General features: G+C 33.9%; 10 protein-coding genes. 3 read left to right on the top strand and 7 right to left on the bottom strand.

Translation table 11 applies throughout. The features are described 5' to 3' along the window. Positions 1 to 45: 45 nt before the first annotated feature. From polA to AC1PU0_RS06280, 3 genes are all read right to left on the bottom strand, one after another. Positions 46 to 2,691: a DNA polymerase I gene (gene polA / locus AC1PU0_RS06290; protein ID WP_479998781.1), complete on the bottom strand. Its 2,646-nt coding sequence runs from the start codon at positions 2,689 to 2,691 to the stop codon at positions 46 to 48. A gap of 660 nt (positions 2,692 to 3,351) precedes the next feature. Further along, the gene (locus AC1PU0_RS06285; RefSeq protein ID WP_479998780.1) at positions 3,352 to 6,651 is read right to left on the bottom strand and encodes a VaFE repeat-containing surface-anchored protein; all 3,300 of its coding nucleotides are present in this window, start codon (positions 6,649 to 6,651) and stop codon (positions 3,352 to 3,354) included. Positions 6,652 to 7,030: 379 nt separating this feature from the next. Further along, positions 7,031 to 7,405, bottom strand: a complete 375-nt coding sequence (locus AC1PU0_RS06280) for a hypothetical protein (RefSeq protein WP_479998779.1) — start codon at positions 7,403 to 7,405, stop codon at positions 7,031 to 7,033. A gap of 739 nt (positions 7,406 to 8,144) precedes the next feature. Between AC1PU0_RS06280 and AC1PU0_RS06275 the strand changes: the two genes are divergently transcribed. Next, entirely contained in the window at positions 8,145 to 9,035 is an 891-nt protein-coding gene (locus AC1PU0_RS06275; protein WP_069654547.1) for a helix-turn-helix domain-containing protein, read from the top strand. 137 nt (positions 9,036 to 9,172) lie between these two features. Here AC1PU0_RS06275 and AC1PU0_RS06270 read toward each other — a convergent pair whose 3' ends face one another. The 4 genes from AC1PU0_RS06270 to AC1PU0_RS06255 form a co-directional block, all read right to left on the bottom strand. After that, positions 9,173 to 10,084 carry an aldo/keto reductase gene (locus tag AC1PU0_RS06270; RefSeq protein WP_206848781.1) on the bottom strand — a complete coding sequence of 304 codons (912 nt, stop codon included), beginning with the start codon at positions 10,082 to 10,084 and terminating at the stop codon, positions 9,173 to 9,175. A gap of 60 nt (positions 10,085 to 10,144) precedes the next feature. Next, positions 10,145 to 11,623 (bottom strand): AcpB/EbpR/MafR family transcriptional regulator, encoded by a 1,479-nt coding sequence (locus AC1PU0_RS06265; RefSeq protein ID WP_206848780.1) that lies wholly within the window; start codon positions 11,621 to 11,623, stop codon positions 10,145 to 10,147. Positions 11,624 to 11,742: 119 nt separating this feature from the next. Then, positions 11,743 to 13,809 carry a heavy metal translocating P-type ATPase gene (locus AC1PU0_RS06260; RefSeq protein ID WP_206848779.1) on the bottom strand — a complete coding sequence of 689 codons (2,067 nt, stop codon included), beginning with the start codon at positions 13,807 to 13,809 and terminating at the stop codon, positions 11,743 to 11,745. A gap of 185 nt (positions 13,810 to 13,994) precedes the next feature. Next, a complete protein-coding gene (locus tag AC1PU0_RS06255; RefSeq protein WP_206848778.1) occupies positions 13,995 to 14,558 on the bottom strand; it encodes a hypothetical protein in 564 nt (187 codons plus the stop codon). Between the two features lie 349 nt (positions 14,559 to 14,907). On the opposite strand from AC1PU0_RS06255, the gene AC1PU0_RS06250 reads away from it, so the two are divergent. Beyond that, positions 14,908 to 15,699, top strand: a complete 792-nt coding sequence (locus AC1PU0_RS06250; protein ID WP_479998778.1) for a helix-turn-helix domain-containing protein — start codon at positions 14,908 to 14,910, stop codon at positions 15,697 to 15,699. Between the two features lie 265 nt (positions 15,700 to 15,964). Beyond that, positions 15,965 to 17,251 carry a murein hydrolase activator EnvC family protein gene (locus AC1PU0_RS06245; protein WP_206848774.1) on the top strand — a complete coding sequence of 429 codons (1,287 nt, stop codon included), beginning with the start codon at positions 15,965 to 15,967 and terminating at the stop codon, positions 17,249 to 17,251. The last annotated feature ends 68 nt before the right edge of the window (positions 17,252 to 17,319 follow it).

The raw sequence follows: 17,319 nt of genomic DNA, 5'->3' as shown, positions 1-17,319 counted from the left end.
AAACTTTTTCGTTTGCCCAGTCTTTTCTTTGATTATTTTAGTTCATTATTTTGCTTCATACCAAGTTTTGCCCCAACTGCTGTCTGTCAGCAATGGTACATGTAAAGCAACAGCATTTTCCATTACATCTTTAACTAATGCGTTTAGTTTTTCTAATTCAGATTCTGGCACTTCAAAAACAAGTTCATCATGTACTTGTAGTAACATTGTTGCTTGCATGTTTTCTTCCTTTAGCTGTGCTTGCATGTTGATCATCGCTATTTTCAAAATATCTGCAGCACTTCCTTGGATTGGTGTATTGATTGCAGTTCGTTCCGCAAAAGAGCGCAGATTAAAATTACGTGAATTGATATCTGGCAAATAACGGCGGCGGTTGTAAAGTGTTTCTACAAATCCTTTATCTTTTGCATCACGAACGATATCTTCCATGTATTTTTTAACCCCAGGATATTTCTCAAAATAAGTATCAATATATTCTTGCGCTTGTTTTCTAGTAATGCCCAAGTTTTGTGACAAACCATAATCACTGATACCATAAACGATCCCAAAATTTACAGCTTTTGCTTGACGACGCATATTCGGTGTCACATCTTCAGGTTTTTCAATACCAAATACACGCATGGCTGTGCTTGAGTGGATATCTTGGCCTTCAATAAATGCTTCTTTCAAATGTTGATCATCTGAAATATGAGCTAAAACACGTAACTCAATTTGAGAGTAATCTGAAGAAAAAATCATCCAGTCTTTTTCTCTTGGCACAAAGGCTTGACGGATTTTCCGTCCTTCTTCTAAACGAATCGGAATATTTTGTAAGTTAGGATCCACTGAGCTTAGACGACCCGTTTGAGTCAATGTTTGCACATATCGTGTATGAATTTTATCGTCTGGCTGAATCACTTTTAGCAATCCTTCAACATAGGTCGATTGAATTTTGGCAATTTGACGGTAAACTAAAATGTCTTCTACGATCGGAGCTTGTTCTTTCAATTGCTCTAATACGTCCACAGCAGTTGAATAGCCCGTCTTTGTTTTTTTAATAACAGGTAATCCCATTTTTTCAAATAAAATCACGCCTAATTGTTTTGGCGAATTCAAATTGAACTCTTCGCCAGCTTCCGCATATATTTTTTGTTCGATTTCACGTAATCGATCTGAAAATTCAATTCGCATTTCTTTTAATCGATTCGCATCCACACGAATACCTGTAATTTCCATATCGCCTAAAATTTTCGAAAGTGGTAATTCCATTTTATAGAATAGATCTGCTTGATTCTTTTCTACTAATTCTGCATCTAGTTTTTCAGATAGAAAATGAATGGCATTGACTTTTCGTGCAAGATGGCTGAAAAAAGCTTCATCATCTTCTGGCAAGCCTTTTTTGGCTCCTTTTCCATAAACGGATTCATCAGAATGGATATCTGTATACCCATAGTGCTGCGCTACACCCTCAATATCTGCGTTGTTATCATTTGTATCTAATAAATAAGCAGCTAATAAGACATCAAACGTAATGCCTTGAGGTTTCCCAACATATCGGTTAAGAGACACATAGGTGCGTTTTGCATCGTACACTATTTTTTTATGTTTTTCTGATAACAACCAGTCAACAAATGGTTTGCTTTCAAACAGTTCTAAACTGTTTGTTGTGTAAACTTTTTTCTTGGTTCCCCACGCAACACCTACGATCGGTGAAGTATGGTAATTATCTTCCAACATTTCAACGTATAAGGCCATATCATCGGTAAACATTTCTTCTGTGAATGTATCTACCACATCAAAGTGAACATCTTCTAGCTCAACTACTTCTTCTTCAACATTCAATTTGCTTAGCATTTGTTTGAATTCCATTTCTTTATAAAAAGGAATCAATTTTTCTAAGTCTTTTCCTTCATATTTAAGTTCATCAATCTCGATTTCAACTGGAGAGTCTACATTGATCGTTGCTAGGCGTTTAGACAGAAAGGCTTGTTCTTTATCGTTGATTAAATTTTCTTTCATCTTGCTTTGCTTCAAGCTGTCGATATTTTCGTACACACCTTCGACTGAACCAAATTCTTTCAATAATTTGATTGCGGTCTTCTCACCAATTTTTGTTACCCCAGGGATATTATCTGAAGTATCTCCGGCTAGACCTTTCATATCAATGATTTGATTTGGCGTTAAACCATCGTATTTTTCAGCTACGTGTTCAGGTGTATAGGATTCTAGATCACTAACACCTTTGATCGTAATATCCACTTTGACAGAGTCTGTCGCTAATTGTGTTAAATCTCGATCTCCAGACAACACAACAACATCAAATTCGTCTTTTGGAACTTTAGTAGCAAGCGTTCCAATGATATCATCTGCTTCATAATTATCTAACTCATAATATTTAACACCTAAACCAGTCAGTAATTCACGAATGTAAGGCATTTGTTCTTTAAATTCTCCTGGTGTTTTCGAACGGCCTGCTTTGTATTCGGGGTAAAATTCGGTTCTAAAGGTTGTTTTTCCTGCATCGAAAGCGACTAATACATGTGTTGGATTTTCTTTGGTCATAACGTTTTCAAACATATTGTTAAACGCATAGACAGCATTTGTGTGCAACCCATTTTTATTTTTAAAACGTTCTAAGGAATTGTGTAAAGCAAAAAACGCTCGAAAGGCTACACTGTTTCCATCAACTAATAGTAATTTCTTTTTTGTCATCTTTTTTCTCCTCATCTTCAGCAAACTGGTTTCCTTCTTATTCTAACAAAAATCCGTCAACTTTGCAGTAGGAAGGAACTAAAGTTCGCAAAGCTTCATTGAAAACAAATAAGACCCGCTCTGCACACTCAGAGCGGATCAATAGGAGTTCACACAAATGAAATTGATTGCCTTTAACAATTGTCTTTCTTTTATGTTTTTATAGTACAAGGAAATTGTGAATATTATGTGAACGAATAATTGTCAAAATGTAATTTTTTTCAGGATGATAATTGATTTTCAGTTTATATTAGCTAAACATCTAAACCTTCCTAAGACCATTTTGAAGCTTAGATACATTATTGTACACTTCTACTTTTCTATCCAAATAACAAATGCTGATTTTTAGTGTATTGACTTATAGAAGGTATTCATTTATTTGGGGATCATCATTAAGAAGCATTGTATCTATTTTATTATGATGCTGGAACACAATACTAAGAGTTCACCTCTTAACCTCAACAAATCTGAAGAAACAGTAAGAGCAGATGAAGCGGCTCACAATTGTTTTGTCCTGATAAGATGCAAAGAGTTAATGTACTCGTTTAGAAGAGTTGAAAAAAATTGATTTTGTTTCAATCTTCATTTGTTTTTCTTTAAGGAAGTGCGAACTTTTACTATTTAGTAGAATTTATTTTGCTTAAAATTCAACCAAACTACACCTGAAAATACGATTATAAACAGACCTAGCCAAAGAATGATTTGAGATACTCTTTCTCCTGTACTTGGAAAAGCAGATTTTGGTCCAGGCACAATACTGCTCGTAACCGGTTTGAAACGAACTGTTTGTTGTTCATTTTTCAAATCGAAATGTTTGCCAATAATCTCATTTTTTGTTTCTAGTGTTTCTGTAAATACGATGCCATCATTGGAAAATTGCTTTCCGTCAACTTTAAATTCGAATTGCATAGTCATCTCAGTTTTTTCAGCAATAAAGTTTTTTTGATCACCTATACCATTAATGATCGAACCATCTGACAGGCGATGCGCGGTTACTTTCACTGTATATTGATTTCCTATAACTAGACCAGTGATTTTAGCTGATTCTATGATAATTACTTCAGAAGCTGCTTCGAAGATTTTTTCACCATACAAACCTTGAGCAATTGTAGTAATAGTAGGATCATTAAAATGAACGGTTTGGTCTTTATTATTTAGATCGTCATGGGTGGCAATAATTTCAGTATCATGACTTAGCGTTTCAGTAAAGACAATGCCATCACCGCGTAATTCTCTACCTTCTAGCATAAAGTCGAATTCAACTGTTTTTTCTTTTTTATCTGCAGTAAATGTATATTCTTCATGAACTTTTTCATAAGGCTTGCCTGTCGATAAACGATAGCCTTGAACCGTTACTTTGTATTCGTCACCAATAATTAAATCAGTTAATACAGCTGTTTCTTTCACCGGTACTTTTGCATGAGGATCAAACAGTTGCAGCTCATTTTTGCCTTGTGCTTTAGTCACGATTTTCGGGTCAGTGAATTGAACCGTTTGTTCTTCATTTGATAAGTCTAAATGGATTGCCATCTCTTCGCTTTCGTAGAAAAGTCTTTCTGTAAAGACGATGCCGTTTCCTTGAAGTTCTTTTCCATCCAATTCAAATTCAAAAGTCATTTCCATATTTGGATTAGTCGCGATAAATGTTTTTGTTAAAGAGGCATTCTCATAGGCTGTTTCATCGCTCAATTTATATCCTTGAACGGTTGTTGTATATTTGTGACCTGCAACTAAATCAGTAAAAGTTACAGTTTCGTTTACCGTTACTTTTTTCAGTGGATTAAATAATTGGCGACCATCCTCTCCTTGTGCTTTGGTTTCAATTTTTGGATCATTGACTTTGATTGTTTGGCCAGAGTCATTGATTTCTTCATGTTTTGCGACTTCTTTTTTGCTGACAGTATCATAGATATACTCATAAAATACAAGTGATCTGCCGCGGTATTTATGTCCATCAACCTTTACCTTGACTACATGAGAGCCTTCATATGCAAGCGGAATAAATGAACCTGTGAACGTTTCTAATACTTCAGCCGTTGCTTGATCGATAATTCTTGTTGCATAAAGATAGGTTCTACCAGTAAAAAGCCATTTGTACTGTATCGTATCTTCCAACTCGAGTTCTTTTGTTGGATCAACGAATTTTTCACCGTTTTTGCCTGTTGCTGTGGTATTGATAATTGGATGTTTCGGCTCGTTATCTATATCTACAATCAATAGCTGACCATTATTTTCTGGCGTTACTTTGAAAGCATAATCATTTTCATTTGGTAAAAATCCATGTAGCGGTTCTAGTTCTTTAAAGATATATCCATCTTTATTATAGATTAAGCTTTCAATATTAATTTCGCCGTTTTCATCAGTTTTAAACTCATCAATTTGAACTTTAGTTACACCCGTAACTTTGTATAATGCAAACGGAACTCCTTTTAACGGTCTATTGGCATCTTTTTCTCGTTTGATCAGTTTGATTGGCTGACGTGCCCAACGGTTAATGAATTGTTTGGTGATCAATTGATTAACCTCTACTATTGCTTTTTGCGGTGTACTATCGATAACTCTACCATCTGGTGCTTTAATTTCAGTTATCGTTACTTCTGTTCCCATTAAGATATCATCAAGTCGAGCAATTCCATCTTGATCAGTCACGCGCTCTTCAACAATTCCCGAATGCTCAAACCTGAATGTAGCATCTGTTAATGGAAGTCCTTCTTCGTCTATCTTGCGAGCAGCTATAGAACCAGTTTTGATAATATTTACGCGTATTTTGGCTTGAGTTGATTCTAACTCACCTGCTGTTACCATCGTTTGTTTTCCTTCCATAACCCAGAAGTACTGAGCACCAGAATTGGGAGCATCTCTTTGAAAGTTAATCTCTCCATTGTTCGAAACTGCTGAAGGAGTGATTCTTAATGTATTCCCTTGGTTACTGATACTTGTATTTGTTCCGTTATTTACTTCACGATAGTGCGTAAATACTCCTCTACTATCATTGATTTCTAGCGTTTCACCAGCAATGATTGTAAATTCTTGTCCATCAAATGATGGTTTTGTTCGATGATTGTTTGCATTTGCATCAATTTGAGCTTTATATGCTGCATAATTAGTTAAATCACTTTGAACGGTATATCCTAAAGATTCCCAAACATAAAATTGGGTAGCAATATAAAATTCGTTAGAATCCGCTCCATTAGAGCCAAAATTAACAATGCTATTAACTAGTTTTTTTTGAGATTCAGAAATAAAACCAACAGATGGATGTGGAACATAGCCCTCTCCTTCATTAAATGGAACACCGGGCTGTACACAATAAGCTATTTTTCCATCAATTCTAAATTTTTCTATTTTTGAAACTTTGATAAGCCACGTATCACCTAAACTAACAGAATAATTCATTGGCATTAATTCCATTGAGCCGACTGCATACGTTTGATAAAACGGAATATCGATTACGTTACCTTTATCATTTGTTACATATATTTTTGCTGTTGGATTTGAATTTACGTAATCACCGTACATATACTGTGCTAATGAAATTATTTCCTCATCGCTCAACCCCTGTACATCATATGGGTCTATTCTCGAAGCCAACTCTTTCGCTGAACGCTGATCTGTTGATTCTTTTGTCATTTTATTTTCATTCTCAATTTCTATATTGTCTGTTTCTAATTCTACAGAAGAATCCGTCGATTGATCAAACGACGCTGAACTATCTTCCGAACTATCTTCCGAACTATTTTCTAACGGTTCATTCTCTCTTGATTCTACTGTTTCTACATTTGGTCGCTGTTCAATTTTTTCACTTACAGAAGTCTCATTTTCTGCATATGCAACAACTGGTTGTAACATAGGCAAAAAATTTGATGTTAAGGTAAATAAAAGAGCCAAGTAGGTCATTATTTTTTTTAGTTTTAGTTTCATCGTTTTCCCCTCACTGAATCATTTTCTGTTATTTTGATTACTCTCTCAAACAGGTGGTGAACGGATAGTCATCGCTATTCCTCCTTTTTGGGTACAAAAAAAGACGACATTAATAGTCGTCTTGCTCAAGCTTTATTCCATAATTGTTCGTTTGTCATCAAAATAATTCTTTAACTTTTGCAGCACAAATACACTTTTTTCATAAAACTCGTGTCCAAACGTGAAGTTTATAGCAATCGTAACTTCAAACTCTATGAGAGTGGAATACTTAAAAAAGTCTCTCAATGATACAGCAATACCTTTTTTCGGTTCTAATCTTTCGCCCTAAGCTGTACTGATAACGAAAGCGGTGGACCCACCGGATATTTTAATGTTATTATTATTGTTTGAATCGATATGTTTTTCCATGTATTTTCAATTTTTGACTATAAGCTAACCGCTGACAAATTTCTTTATAGGCCTCTCCCCTGCCCGTGAACTTCAATGCCGCGCCTCGATGTGGTCTTTTGCCAATCATTGTCTTCTTATGGTCAAATACCAACTGAATTTCTTGATAAATATCCTCTAAATCAACTGAATCAAATCCTTTATACTGTTTCCCTAGTTGTCCTTCTTCAAAATACATGATACGTCGTTCTATACTTTTTTCCTTTTTCTTGATATACCAATCTTCTGAACGATTAAACAACTTGACATATTTTGCGTAGGTTAGAATATCTTCCTTTGCTATTTTTACTGTATCTTTTCTTCCCATAATGCAACCTCCACTTTCTATTTATTAAAATGACAGTAAAGGTTAAAAAGAAGAAGCTAACCCAAAAAGGCTAGGGCACGCCACTATTTTTAGTGTAACGCGCCCTAGCCTAAATAAACACACAAACAAAAAACAAGTATGAACAAAACGGAATTTAATTCTTACTATACACAGAAAAAAATAAAATTTACTTCTATTTTACTCTGTCAATAATGTAAAAACTTTGCTATACTCTAGATTGTGGCTTGCTTCAGTAAGCTACAGGGGTGCATTCCACGTAAAACAGTCCAAAGCTGTCTTATGGTGGACTAGTATTATGCTGACCTGGGCCTGAGAAACCCGGAGAGTGATACTAGTGCATCTCTATTTTTTTATATTAGCTTCTTCTTCTTAAACTTCAATACCACTTAAAATTACCATGATTTTAAAAATAAAACAACCATTTTTTAATTTTTTTGTCTATCAATTTGGCAATTTAAATTAAATTACTAATACAAATTAAGCTATTTAGCCACTTTCTTTATTATTTTTCTATTTGTGTTTTCTTACCTTTTAATTATAGTTTCACAAGACCAGGATTACCACTAGCTGACGAGAAAAGAGCTTTTTTTAGATAAATTAACTAATAAAATTGAAAAATTCTATAAATTAGAGCAATTAATGAACAACTAACATTAATTTTTTTTAATGGGTCATTTACAATCTTTTCTTGTAATCTATAATAAAGGAGAATAATAAGATGCAGTCATTAACGGATGGAGAAACTTTAAAGAAATTACGAAAGCTAAGAAGATTAAATCAAAAAGAATGTTGTCAAGGTATCATTTCAAGACATACATACTCTAGAATCGAGCGCAATCAAACCAGCATACAGTTCCATGTTCTCTTAGAACTACTTGAGCGGCTAAATATTAGTTTTGAAGATTTTTTATTTTTCAAAAAAGAGATGAACCCTCCAATATTTTCTCGAAAGAAGTTATTTGATTTAACTATCGAGACCTTCCAAGAAAGCGAAGGAGTAGAACTTTATTCTTATTTGGAGCAGAATAAACAAAAGAATATGCAAAACTTTCATCACTACTTACTATATAAACAAAAAATGGAACAATTAGATTTTGAAAATAGCGAGAAAATTAACCTTCACGATTTAAATATTTTAAACTCATACATCACAAAATTAAGTTTTTTTTCTATTTTAGATTTAACTTTATTTTCAGATATGTGTAGCTATTTAACATACGATATAATGAAAACCGCTAGCCTAAAAATCGTTAAACAGATCAAGAATATAATGAATCGGCCAGATACCAAACTTATTTATCAACAGAAACTCCATCTAACGCTTTATACTGTTACCTCTGTTGCATTGGAAAATGAAGATTATAATTTTGTCAAACATCTATTGGGAATAACGAGAGACTTTTTAGATTGCTTTCCTAATCATCATTATTTAGTATTTTTGCACTGTAATACACATACTCTAAATTATAAATTAACTACAAATAACTATTATCTCTCAAAATTATTTATACTAAAAGATTACATGAAAGAAGTCGAAGATTATCAAACTGTTGATAAAATTGAAAAACAAATAAAATTACTAATTCAGCATACCGCTTCAATTCCTTAAAGTGTTATAATTTCATAATTTATTTTACTATGTAAAAAGACGTCCATTCTATGCACTCAGAATGGACGTCTGATATTATTTAGTAGACACAAATAAACTTTTTTCCCTACTAATTCATCTTACCAATAATGTGTAGACTAAGGTAGAATATTCCCAGCCGCACGATAAATTTCATACCATTCTTCTCTACTTAATTCAATAGTAGATGCTTTTGCAATCTCTTTGATTCGTTCTTTATTCATACTCCCTGCGATCACTTGCATTTTCGCTGGATGTCTTAAAATCCATGCAGTAGCCAAACCAGTTGACGTACAATTGTGACGTTCCGCAATTTGATCTAACACTGTATTTAATTCTGAAAATTTGTCATTTCCAATAAATGCACCTTCAAAGAAACCATATTGATAAGGAGACCAGGCCTGGATAGTCATGTCATTTAAACGAGAGTAATCTAAAATGCTTCCATCTCGCTCAATACTTGCATCATCCATCATATTTACATGAATTCCTTGGTCAACCATACCAGTATGTTTGATCCCAAATTGCAGCTGATTTGCTAAGAGTGGCTGTTTCACTGTTTTTTTCAACAATTCGATTTGCATGGGCTTTTGATTACTAACACCAAAATGGTTTACTTTTCCTTGTGATTCAAGCTGGTCAAAAGCTGCCGCTACCTCTTCAGGTTCAACAAGTGTATCTGGGCGATGAAGTAATAAAGCATCTACATAATCAACACCTAGACGTTTTAAACTTCCTTCAACAGATGAAACAATATGCTCTTTTGAAAAATCAAACATTCCTTTGCGAATACCACATTTCGTCTGGATGATGATATCTTCTCTTTTGATCGATGTTTCTTTCAATGCTTTACCAAAAATGGTTTCACATTCGCCGCCGCCATAAATGTCTGCATGATCAAAAAAGTCAATGCCATGCTCATAGGCTGTTTCAATAATTTCTGTGGGGTTTTCACTTCCGATCATTCTCATGCAACCAAGAATAACGGATGCTACTTGTAAATCGCTTGTCCCAAATTGAATTTTTTTCACTGAAAGACCTCCTAAAATTGTATTCACGTTTATAGTTTAACATAAAATGATGAAAGGGCTTCATTTTACAACTTTTTTAATAATTTTTTCAATTTGGAAAATTACTTTTTCTGAAAAATATGGTTCCACGAGCAAAACCATCTGGGCGTTTTTCGTATTTAAGGATTGATAGATGACGTTAGTCAAAATAATATCAGCATATGAAATAGCATTCGATGTTCTGGCGTAAGCTACAACTAGATTAAACTTGCCTCTAAAAAAGGTACTGATCCGTTGACCAAGTTCTATTTCTTTTTCAAGTGGTAAGTCTGTTAGCAAACAAATATAAATTCTTTTCTCACTATAAACTGGTGAAATAAGTGAACTTAAAATCATGAAGTAACGATAAGTTAACGCATCTTTCGGTATTCGTTGATAAATTGAATTTTCTTGAATCAACTCACATAATCCTACCTCCAGCTTTTCCATAAAGCCTGGATAATTCTCTTGCAAAGTTCTTCCTGATTGATTTTTTTCAAATTTAAAACCTGAAACCAACTCATAATATAAATGGAATCCTAAAAAGGCTACAACACTTGCTATCGAATGACAGAATTTTGTATCCCAAAAAACTTTTTTTAATTTGTTCGTTGCAACCAACGTATTTGAAAAACAACTTGTTTTCTTCAAATAATGCTCTTCAATGATATACGCTTGCATGCTGGCCCCAAAATAGGGTAAAAAATGGGCTTGAATAATTAAATAGAGATAAGATAGCTCTTCAAAATCCCAGTTTAGAGCAACTTCGTCTACTTTCATAACGGTTACAAACTTAGAGAAAATCAAACTATTCTCTATATACTGTTTCCACTCCTCTTTTATCCAAATTTTTTTTCCTTTCTGATAACGCCACCCAGCAATCTGGATGATTCGAAATAGTGTTTCTTTCTGTATATCATTGATTTGCATCTGAAAAAATTGAATAAACTGATTTGTTAATCGTTTGTTTCTTTCTTTTTTCAATAATAAGAATTTGCTTTCTGTTCCTTGGTATGTAAACCAGTAAAACTGCAAGATAAAAGCACGAATTTGTTCCTCCTCTCCAACAAGTTCATAGGTGCCACGTTTTAAATAAATATCAAATTTTTTGATCCATTCGTTAATTTTTTTTACTCGTCTTCTCATACTCGATTCACTGATCAACAAATTTTCAGCCAGCTGTTTTGCTTGAATATCTTCTTCTTCAATAATCGCTTTTAAAAAAGTAACTTCTGGTAAATCGCTGAAATACTGTACTAAAAAATATTCAACATATATATCGTTGTCTCTTTTTAAATAAATTTGATTCTTTGATCCATTGCAAATCGCTAAATGTTCTTCTAACTGATACTGTTTAAAAAGCGTATTTATTTTTTTCATAGATCTGATAATCGTCTTCGTATTAATCCCTAATTCAGCTGAAAGTTTTTCTAATGAACGATTATTATTCGTTGATTTTAGTAAATTAAACAGCTTAAGCAGCTTGCTTGATTCAAAATCAAGTATCTCTTTATATTCCATTTCAACCCTCCACATTAAAAATAAACACTCATTATATCAATTGAACAAAAAAAAATAATGAATAGGCATATAAAGTATACGCACTATTCATTACTTTTCATTTTTTATTTTTTATTTCTTTAGTTTTGAATACGTAATGTCACGGCATTTGCTGCAACAATCACAGTACTTAGAGACATTAAAATCGCTCCGACAGCCGGATTCAGTATGATTCCCCAGGGTGCTAGAACTCCTGCTGCAAGTGGGATTGCAATGATGTTATAGCCTGCTCCCCACCAAAGATTTTGAATCATTTTACGTCGTGTTTGTTTCGCTAAATCTAGAAAACGAAGAATATCTTTTGGATCACTATCGGTCAAAACTACGTCTGCTGAATCTATTGCGACATCTGTACCGGCGCCGATAGCAACACCGATTGTTGCTCTGACTAAACTTGGTGCATCATTGATGCCATCGCCAACCATCATGACTTTTTTATCTTCGTTCACGTACGTTTGAATGATCTTTTCTTTCTCTTCAGGCAATAATTCACTATGAAATTCCTCGACTCCTAAGTAATGAGCAACTGATTCAGCAGCTATTTTATTATCACCTGTCAACATCACGGGACTAATGCCTTGTGCTTTTATATCAGAGATGAATTGTTTAGCATCTGGTTTTACGACATCACCTAGTGCAATCATGGCAACTAATTGATCTTCGATGATTAAGTAGCTTAATGTATTTCCCTGTTCTTGATAGCTTTGTTTCAATGAGCGGTCAAAAGAAAGATGCAAGCGTTCGACCTCTTTTTCATTGACGATTTTAATTCCTTTTCCATTTACACTGCCAATGAGCCCAATCCCAGAAATACTTTGAAGATTTTCTGCATGATACGGAGAAATATCTTTTTCTTTTAGATAATTCATGATACCAATTGCTAAAGGATGATTCGCATTATTTTCTAGAGCCCCTATCATTTTTAATGCTTCTTTTTGAGTAAGCTCATTTGTAGTCATTTCAATTCCCGTAACAGTGAATTTTCCTTCGGTCAAAGTACCTGTTTTGTCTAACATAATATATTGCATATCGTTTGCTTGTTCTAATGCATTTCGATTTTTTAATAACAAGCCATGCTTGGCAGCAATCGAAGTAGACCGTGCTATAACTAGAGGAATCGCTAATCCTAAAGCATGCGGGCAGGCAATAATAAAAACAGTGACCATTCGTTCGAATGCAATACTGACATCTTTATCAACAATAAACCAGGTAACAAATGCTAATATCCCCGCTCCAAGAGCTATATAAAATAGCCATTTAGCAACTCGATCGGAGATAGATTCTAATTTTGATTTCTCAGTCTGGGCCTTTTTGACCATATCCATAACTTTAGAAAGATATCCTGTCTCACCCGTTCCTGTGACGCTTATTTCTATCGTTCCACTACCGTTAACAGAACCACCTATTACTTTGTCTTTTTCAGTCTTTTCAACCGTTTTGGATTCACCTGTTACCATTGATTCATCAACTGTAGTACTCCCTTTAATGATTATGCCGTCCGCAGGTATTTTATCCCCTGACCGAACAACCAAGTGATCATTTGCTCTAACATCCTGTAAGGGTACGACTTCTTCACTGCCGTCTTTATTTAGTCGTTTCACTTGATCTGGCAATAGCTCCGCCATTTTCTGTACTGCATCGCTAGCATTGGAAATAGCATTCATCTCGATCCAATGTCCTAAAAGCATAATAACAATCAAAGTAGCTAGTTCCCAGAAAAAATCCATCACGTGATTCTGCGGCATCAATTTATTCATTACAAATGCATAAACACTATAAAAATAAGACACTGAAATCCCCATTGCAATCAGCGTCATCATTGCTGGACTCTTTTGCTTCAGCTCCATTTTAGCGCCACTTAAAAATGGCTCTCCACCATAAAAGAATAAAATAGAAGCCAGAACTAAGACCAACCATTCTGAACCTGGAAATGTAAATTGAAAAGGTAAATCAACACCCATCATTGGGGATAGAAAAATAATTGGAATGGCAAGAATCAGCGAGAGCCAAAATTTTTGTTTGAAATTTCCCATATGCATGGAATGATCCATACCAGACATCTGCTCATGAGCCGTCATTGAGTTATGGTCCATTTTATGCATTTTTTGTGTGGGGTTCTCTGTATGTTTTTTTTCACTGCTATTCATTAAATATCCTTCTTTCTCTATTTAAGATTTGCTTTTACAGGAATCTGGTTTTTGAACAATTCTTTATGAAAAAAAAGTAATCTCTTTATTTAAAGCATAGCACAACAACTCTTTTGGGAAAAATAAAGTTACTTAATACATGGAAATATTGTTTCTTTGCGTATATTGTCTATAAGCGATCTTATTCAATGCCACGTATAACTTTTTAGCAACCAAAGTGCGTAAGCTTTTTTCTCTTTTAGCTTATTTCGCTTTCTATTATATGAATCCTTGAGGTATCGATAGCTACTTTTCTTTGATTTTTCCTTTATTTCACTGTACATTCGTTTGATTGCTTTTCGGTTCGCTTTGTACTTTTTTCGATTTCCGCCAGTAAATCCATAAAATATATCGATCCCTTCAGAAGCTTTGTTAAGGGGGGAATGTAAGAATAGTTCATTTTGAACCTTCTTTAATTTTCTTAGCAATGCTTCAGTTACTTCTCTTTCAAATCCTTGTTTTATAATCATTTTACAAAGTCGATTATATTCGATTTTAACAACATGATTGTAGACCTGACTGGCATAATCTACCCCTTTATATAAGATATTTGCACTAAAAGACATATTAACCAACAACCTATACTGATGTACGCAACTATCTTCTATTTTCTGATTGTTCTCTTGATGGGGAATCTCTTTATTCAGTCTTTCTAAAAATTGATATAAAAGATCATTTTTTTGTTCCTCAACACTAGGTATTTTTTTCATTTTTTCTTATCCTCCTCAAAATAATGAATAATTTTCGGCAATTTTCCATTTGACTCTCTAAAAGAAATAAGTACATTGTATCTAGTCTATTTTTCTATCGCTGAAAGTAGAAACACTCACTTAAAAGTAACCCTATAGTCAACTAAAAACAACGTACAATTCAAAATACCAAGAACCAAACAAAATGTATGTATTTCGGTACAAATAATATAACATGATACAACAGACATTACAAGAACAAAATGAAAAAAAAACGGTACACCTATTCTGAAATTAATGATATAGTAGAAGAAAAAGTGGTTAAACACTAAATGAGTTTAATTAGCTTTTAATTTAAGGAGGTATTATTTTGGAAATAAATTTAAAAGAAGCTGGCGACAGAATTAAATCCATTAGGAAACACCATAACTATTCAATGGCTCTTTTTTCTAATCTGATTGGAAATTCTAGTGCAAGTACAGTGAACAATTGGGAAAAAGGAAATAACCTGCCCAAAGCAGATAGGCTAGAAAAAATAGCTATACTTGGAAATACAACCGCTGATTGGATCCGCTATGGAGCATTTACAGAGTATGTACAGAAGTTACTGAAAGAAGCAAATTTAAGGAGAAACCTTGATGAGACGCAATTTAGAGAGTTAGTCCAAGTACTGAAAAAGCAAAAGATCACTTATTCTCAAGATTTGAAAATTCTAACTACGGCAAATGAGTTATTTCCAGATTTATTTGAAACCAGTTATCAATCACAAGTTTCTGAACAAAATACGCTACTGATAGCTGAAGATTCTACGACCTATAGAATTGAACGAAATGATCGTTATAGATCCGACTTTTTACCTATGATCGAAGAATTATTACATGATTCTAGCCAAAGAGAAATCAACGCCACCGTTATATTTCTGATATTTGATCTGTTAAAGCATACTGAAAAAAGTGAAAATTTCTTAACCGTCTCTCAAATTTTTACTATGCTTTCTGACATACTTACTAATAACATAGCCTATAGAGATACTCCGTCACCAAAAGTACGATATGATGATAATTCCCTATCAGAGCAAACGCTGAAGAAAAAATACGAACAAACAAAAAAAGAGTTAATCCTTTTACTAGACGCATTTTATTCAGAATATAATGAGTCTTAATCTTTCTTGACGATTAGGATAGCATTGGATTATTTGTTACAACTATTTTTCCTTATTAATAGTAAGTATCTTTTATTACAATTAGATGATTCCTTTATTTCTAGAGTTTAAAATTCACCAATTTCTATTAATCTTCTCCTCAAGACAGTATTATTGTTCAGCGATTATGGTATACTTAATTTTGTCTTATTGAAGAACAATGACGATGACTTTTTTTAGAAAAGCCATTGATTTAAACTGATTAATATAAAGCGAGGAACGCCACTTGAAGAAAAAATTACTGGTTACACTTTCATTTATGTTATTGGTAAGTACTGCACCAATGACCGTATTAGCAGATGATATCGATCAAAAAATCGAAAATCAAACAAAGAAAATTGAAGATATCATAAAAAATGAAAAAGATGCCAAAGAATACTTGTCTTCTCTAGAAAATGAGATCACAATAATTGAAACAGAGTATCAAAAAGTGCTCTCTGAAAAACAAAAACATGAAAAAGAAATGAACAAACTAAATAAAGATATTGCTAATTTAGAAACTAAAATCAAAAAAAGAAATCAACAGTTGCAAGCTCAAGCTAGAACGACTCAAACGAATCATGAACAAGAATCGATGTTGACAGTATTATTAAGTGCTGAATCGATCTCAGATGCTATTTCAAAAGCGTTAGCTGTCAATACATTAGTCACTGCAAATAATGATATTTTAACTGCTCAAAAACAGGACAAAAAAGAACTTGATACATTAAAGATTTCACTAACAGAAACCTTAAAAACTCTTGAGAAAAAGACCGCAGAACTTGAAGAAAAAGAAGCAGCCTTGGCAGAAGCCAAACTTGAACAGAATGTTAAAATCAACGAAATTGCCGCAAGTCTAGCCAGCGAAAAAGCTGAAAAAGATAAGTTTGTCAAACAAAAAGAAGAGGCTATCAAAAGAAAAGAAGCTCAATTAAAAGCAATTACTGAAGAAAAGAAAAAAGAAGCAGAAGCGAAAGCAATTGCTGAAAAACAAGCGAAAGAACAAGCAAAAGTAAAACAAGCAGCTCCTACTCAAACGGCTGAACAAGAAAAAGTTGTCAGTCTTCCTGAAACGGATACTAGTAATAACGACGTTCCTGAAAATAGTCAACAAGCTCCTACTCCACCAGTATCTTCTGGCGGTTGGTCTGCTCCAGTAGCAAATTTAACGGTCACTAGTGGATTTGGAGGTCGTGAAGATCCTACTGGAATTTCTGGAAGCTTTCACGACGGGATTGATTTTGGTGGTGCAAGCGGTACGCCGATCATGGCTGCTCGATCAGGTGAAGTCGTCAGTGCTAATTATGGTGGGATGGCAGGAAACCATGTTGTAATCAAACACGATAACGGCTATTATTCATACTATTTACACATGAGTAGTTTAACTGTATCAGCTGGACAAAGTGTTAGTGCTGGACAAAATCTAGGCGGAATGGGAACAACCGGAAATTCTACTGGAGTTCATCTACATTTTAGTATTTCGACAGGATTATGGAGCGGATTTGTTAATCCCGCACCCTTCCTTGGTTTATAATAGACAGTCAAAGAAGCAGAGGCAGAAGCTTATTTCGGAAGGGATTGCATCTGTTACTACCTTTTATT

Source organism: Enterococcus sp. XAF26B05_ASV22 (assembly GCF_056727285.1).
This window is presented reverse-complemented; position numbering and strand designations above follow the sequence as displayed.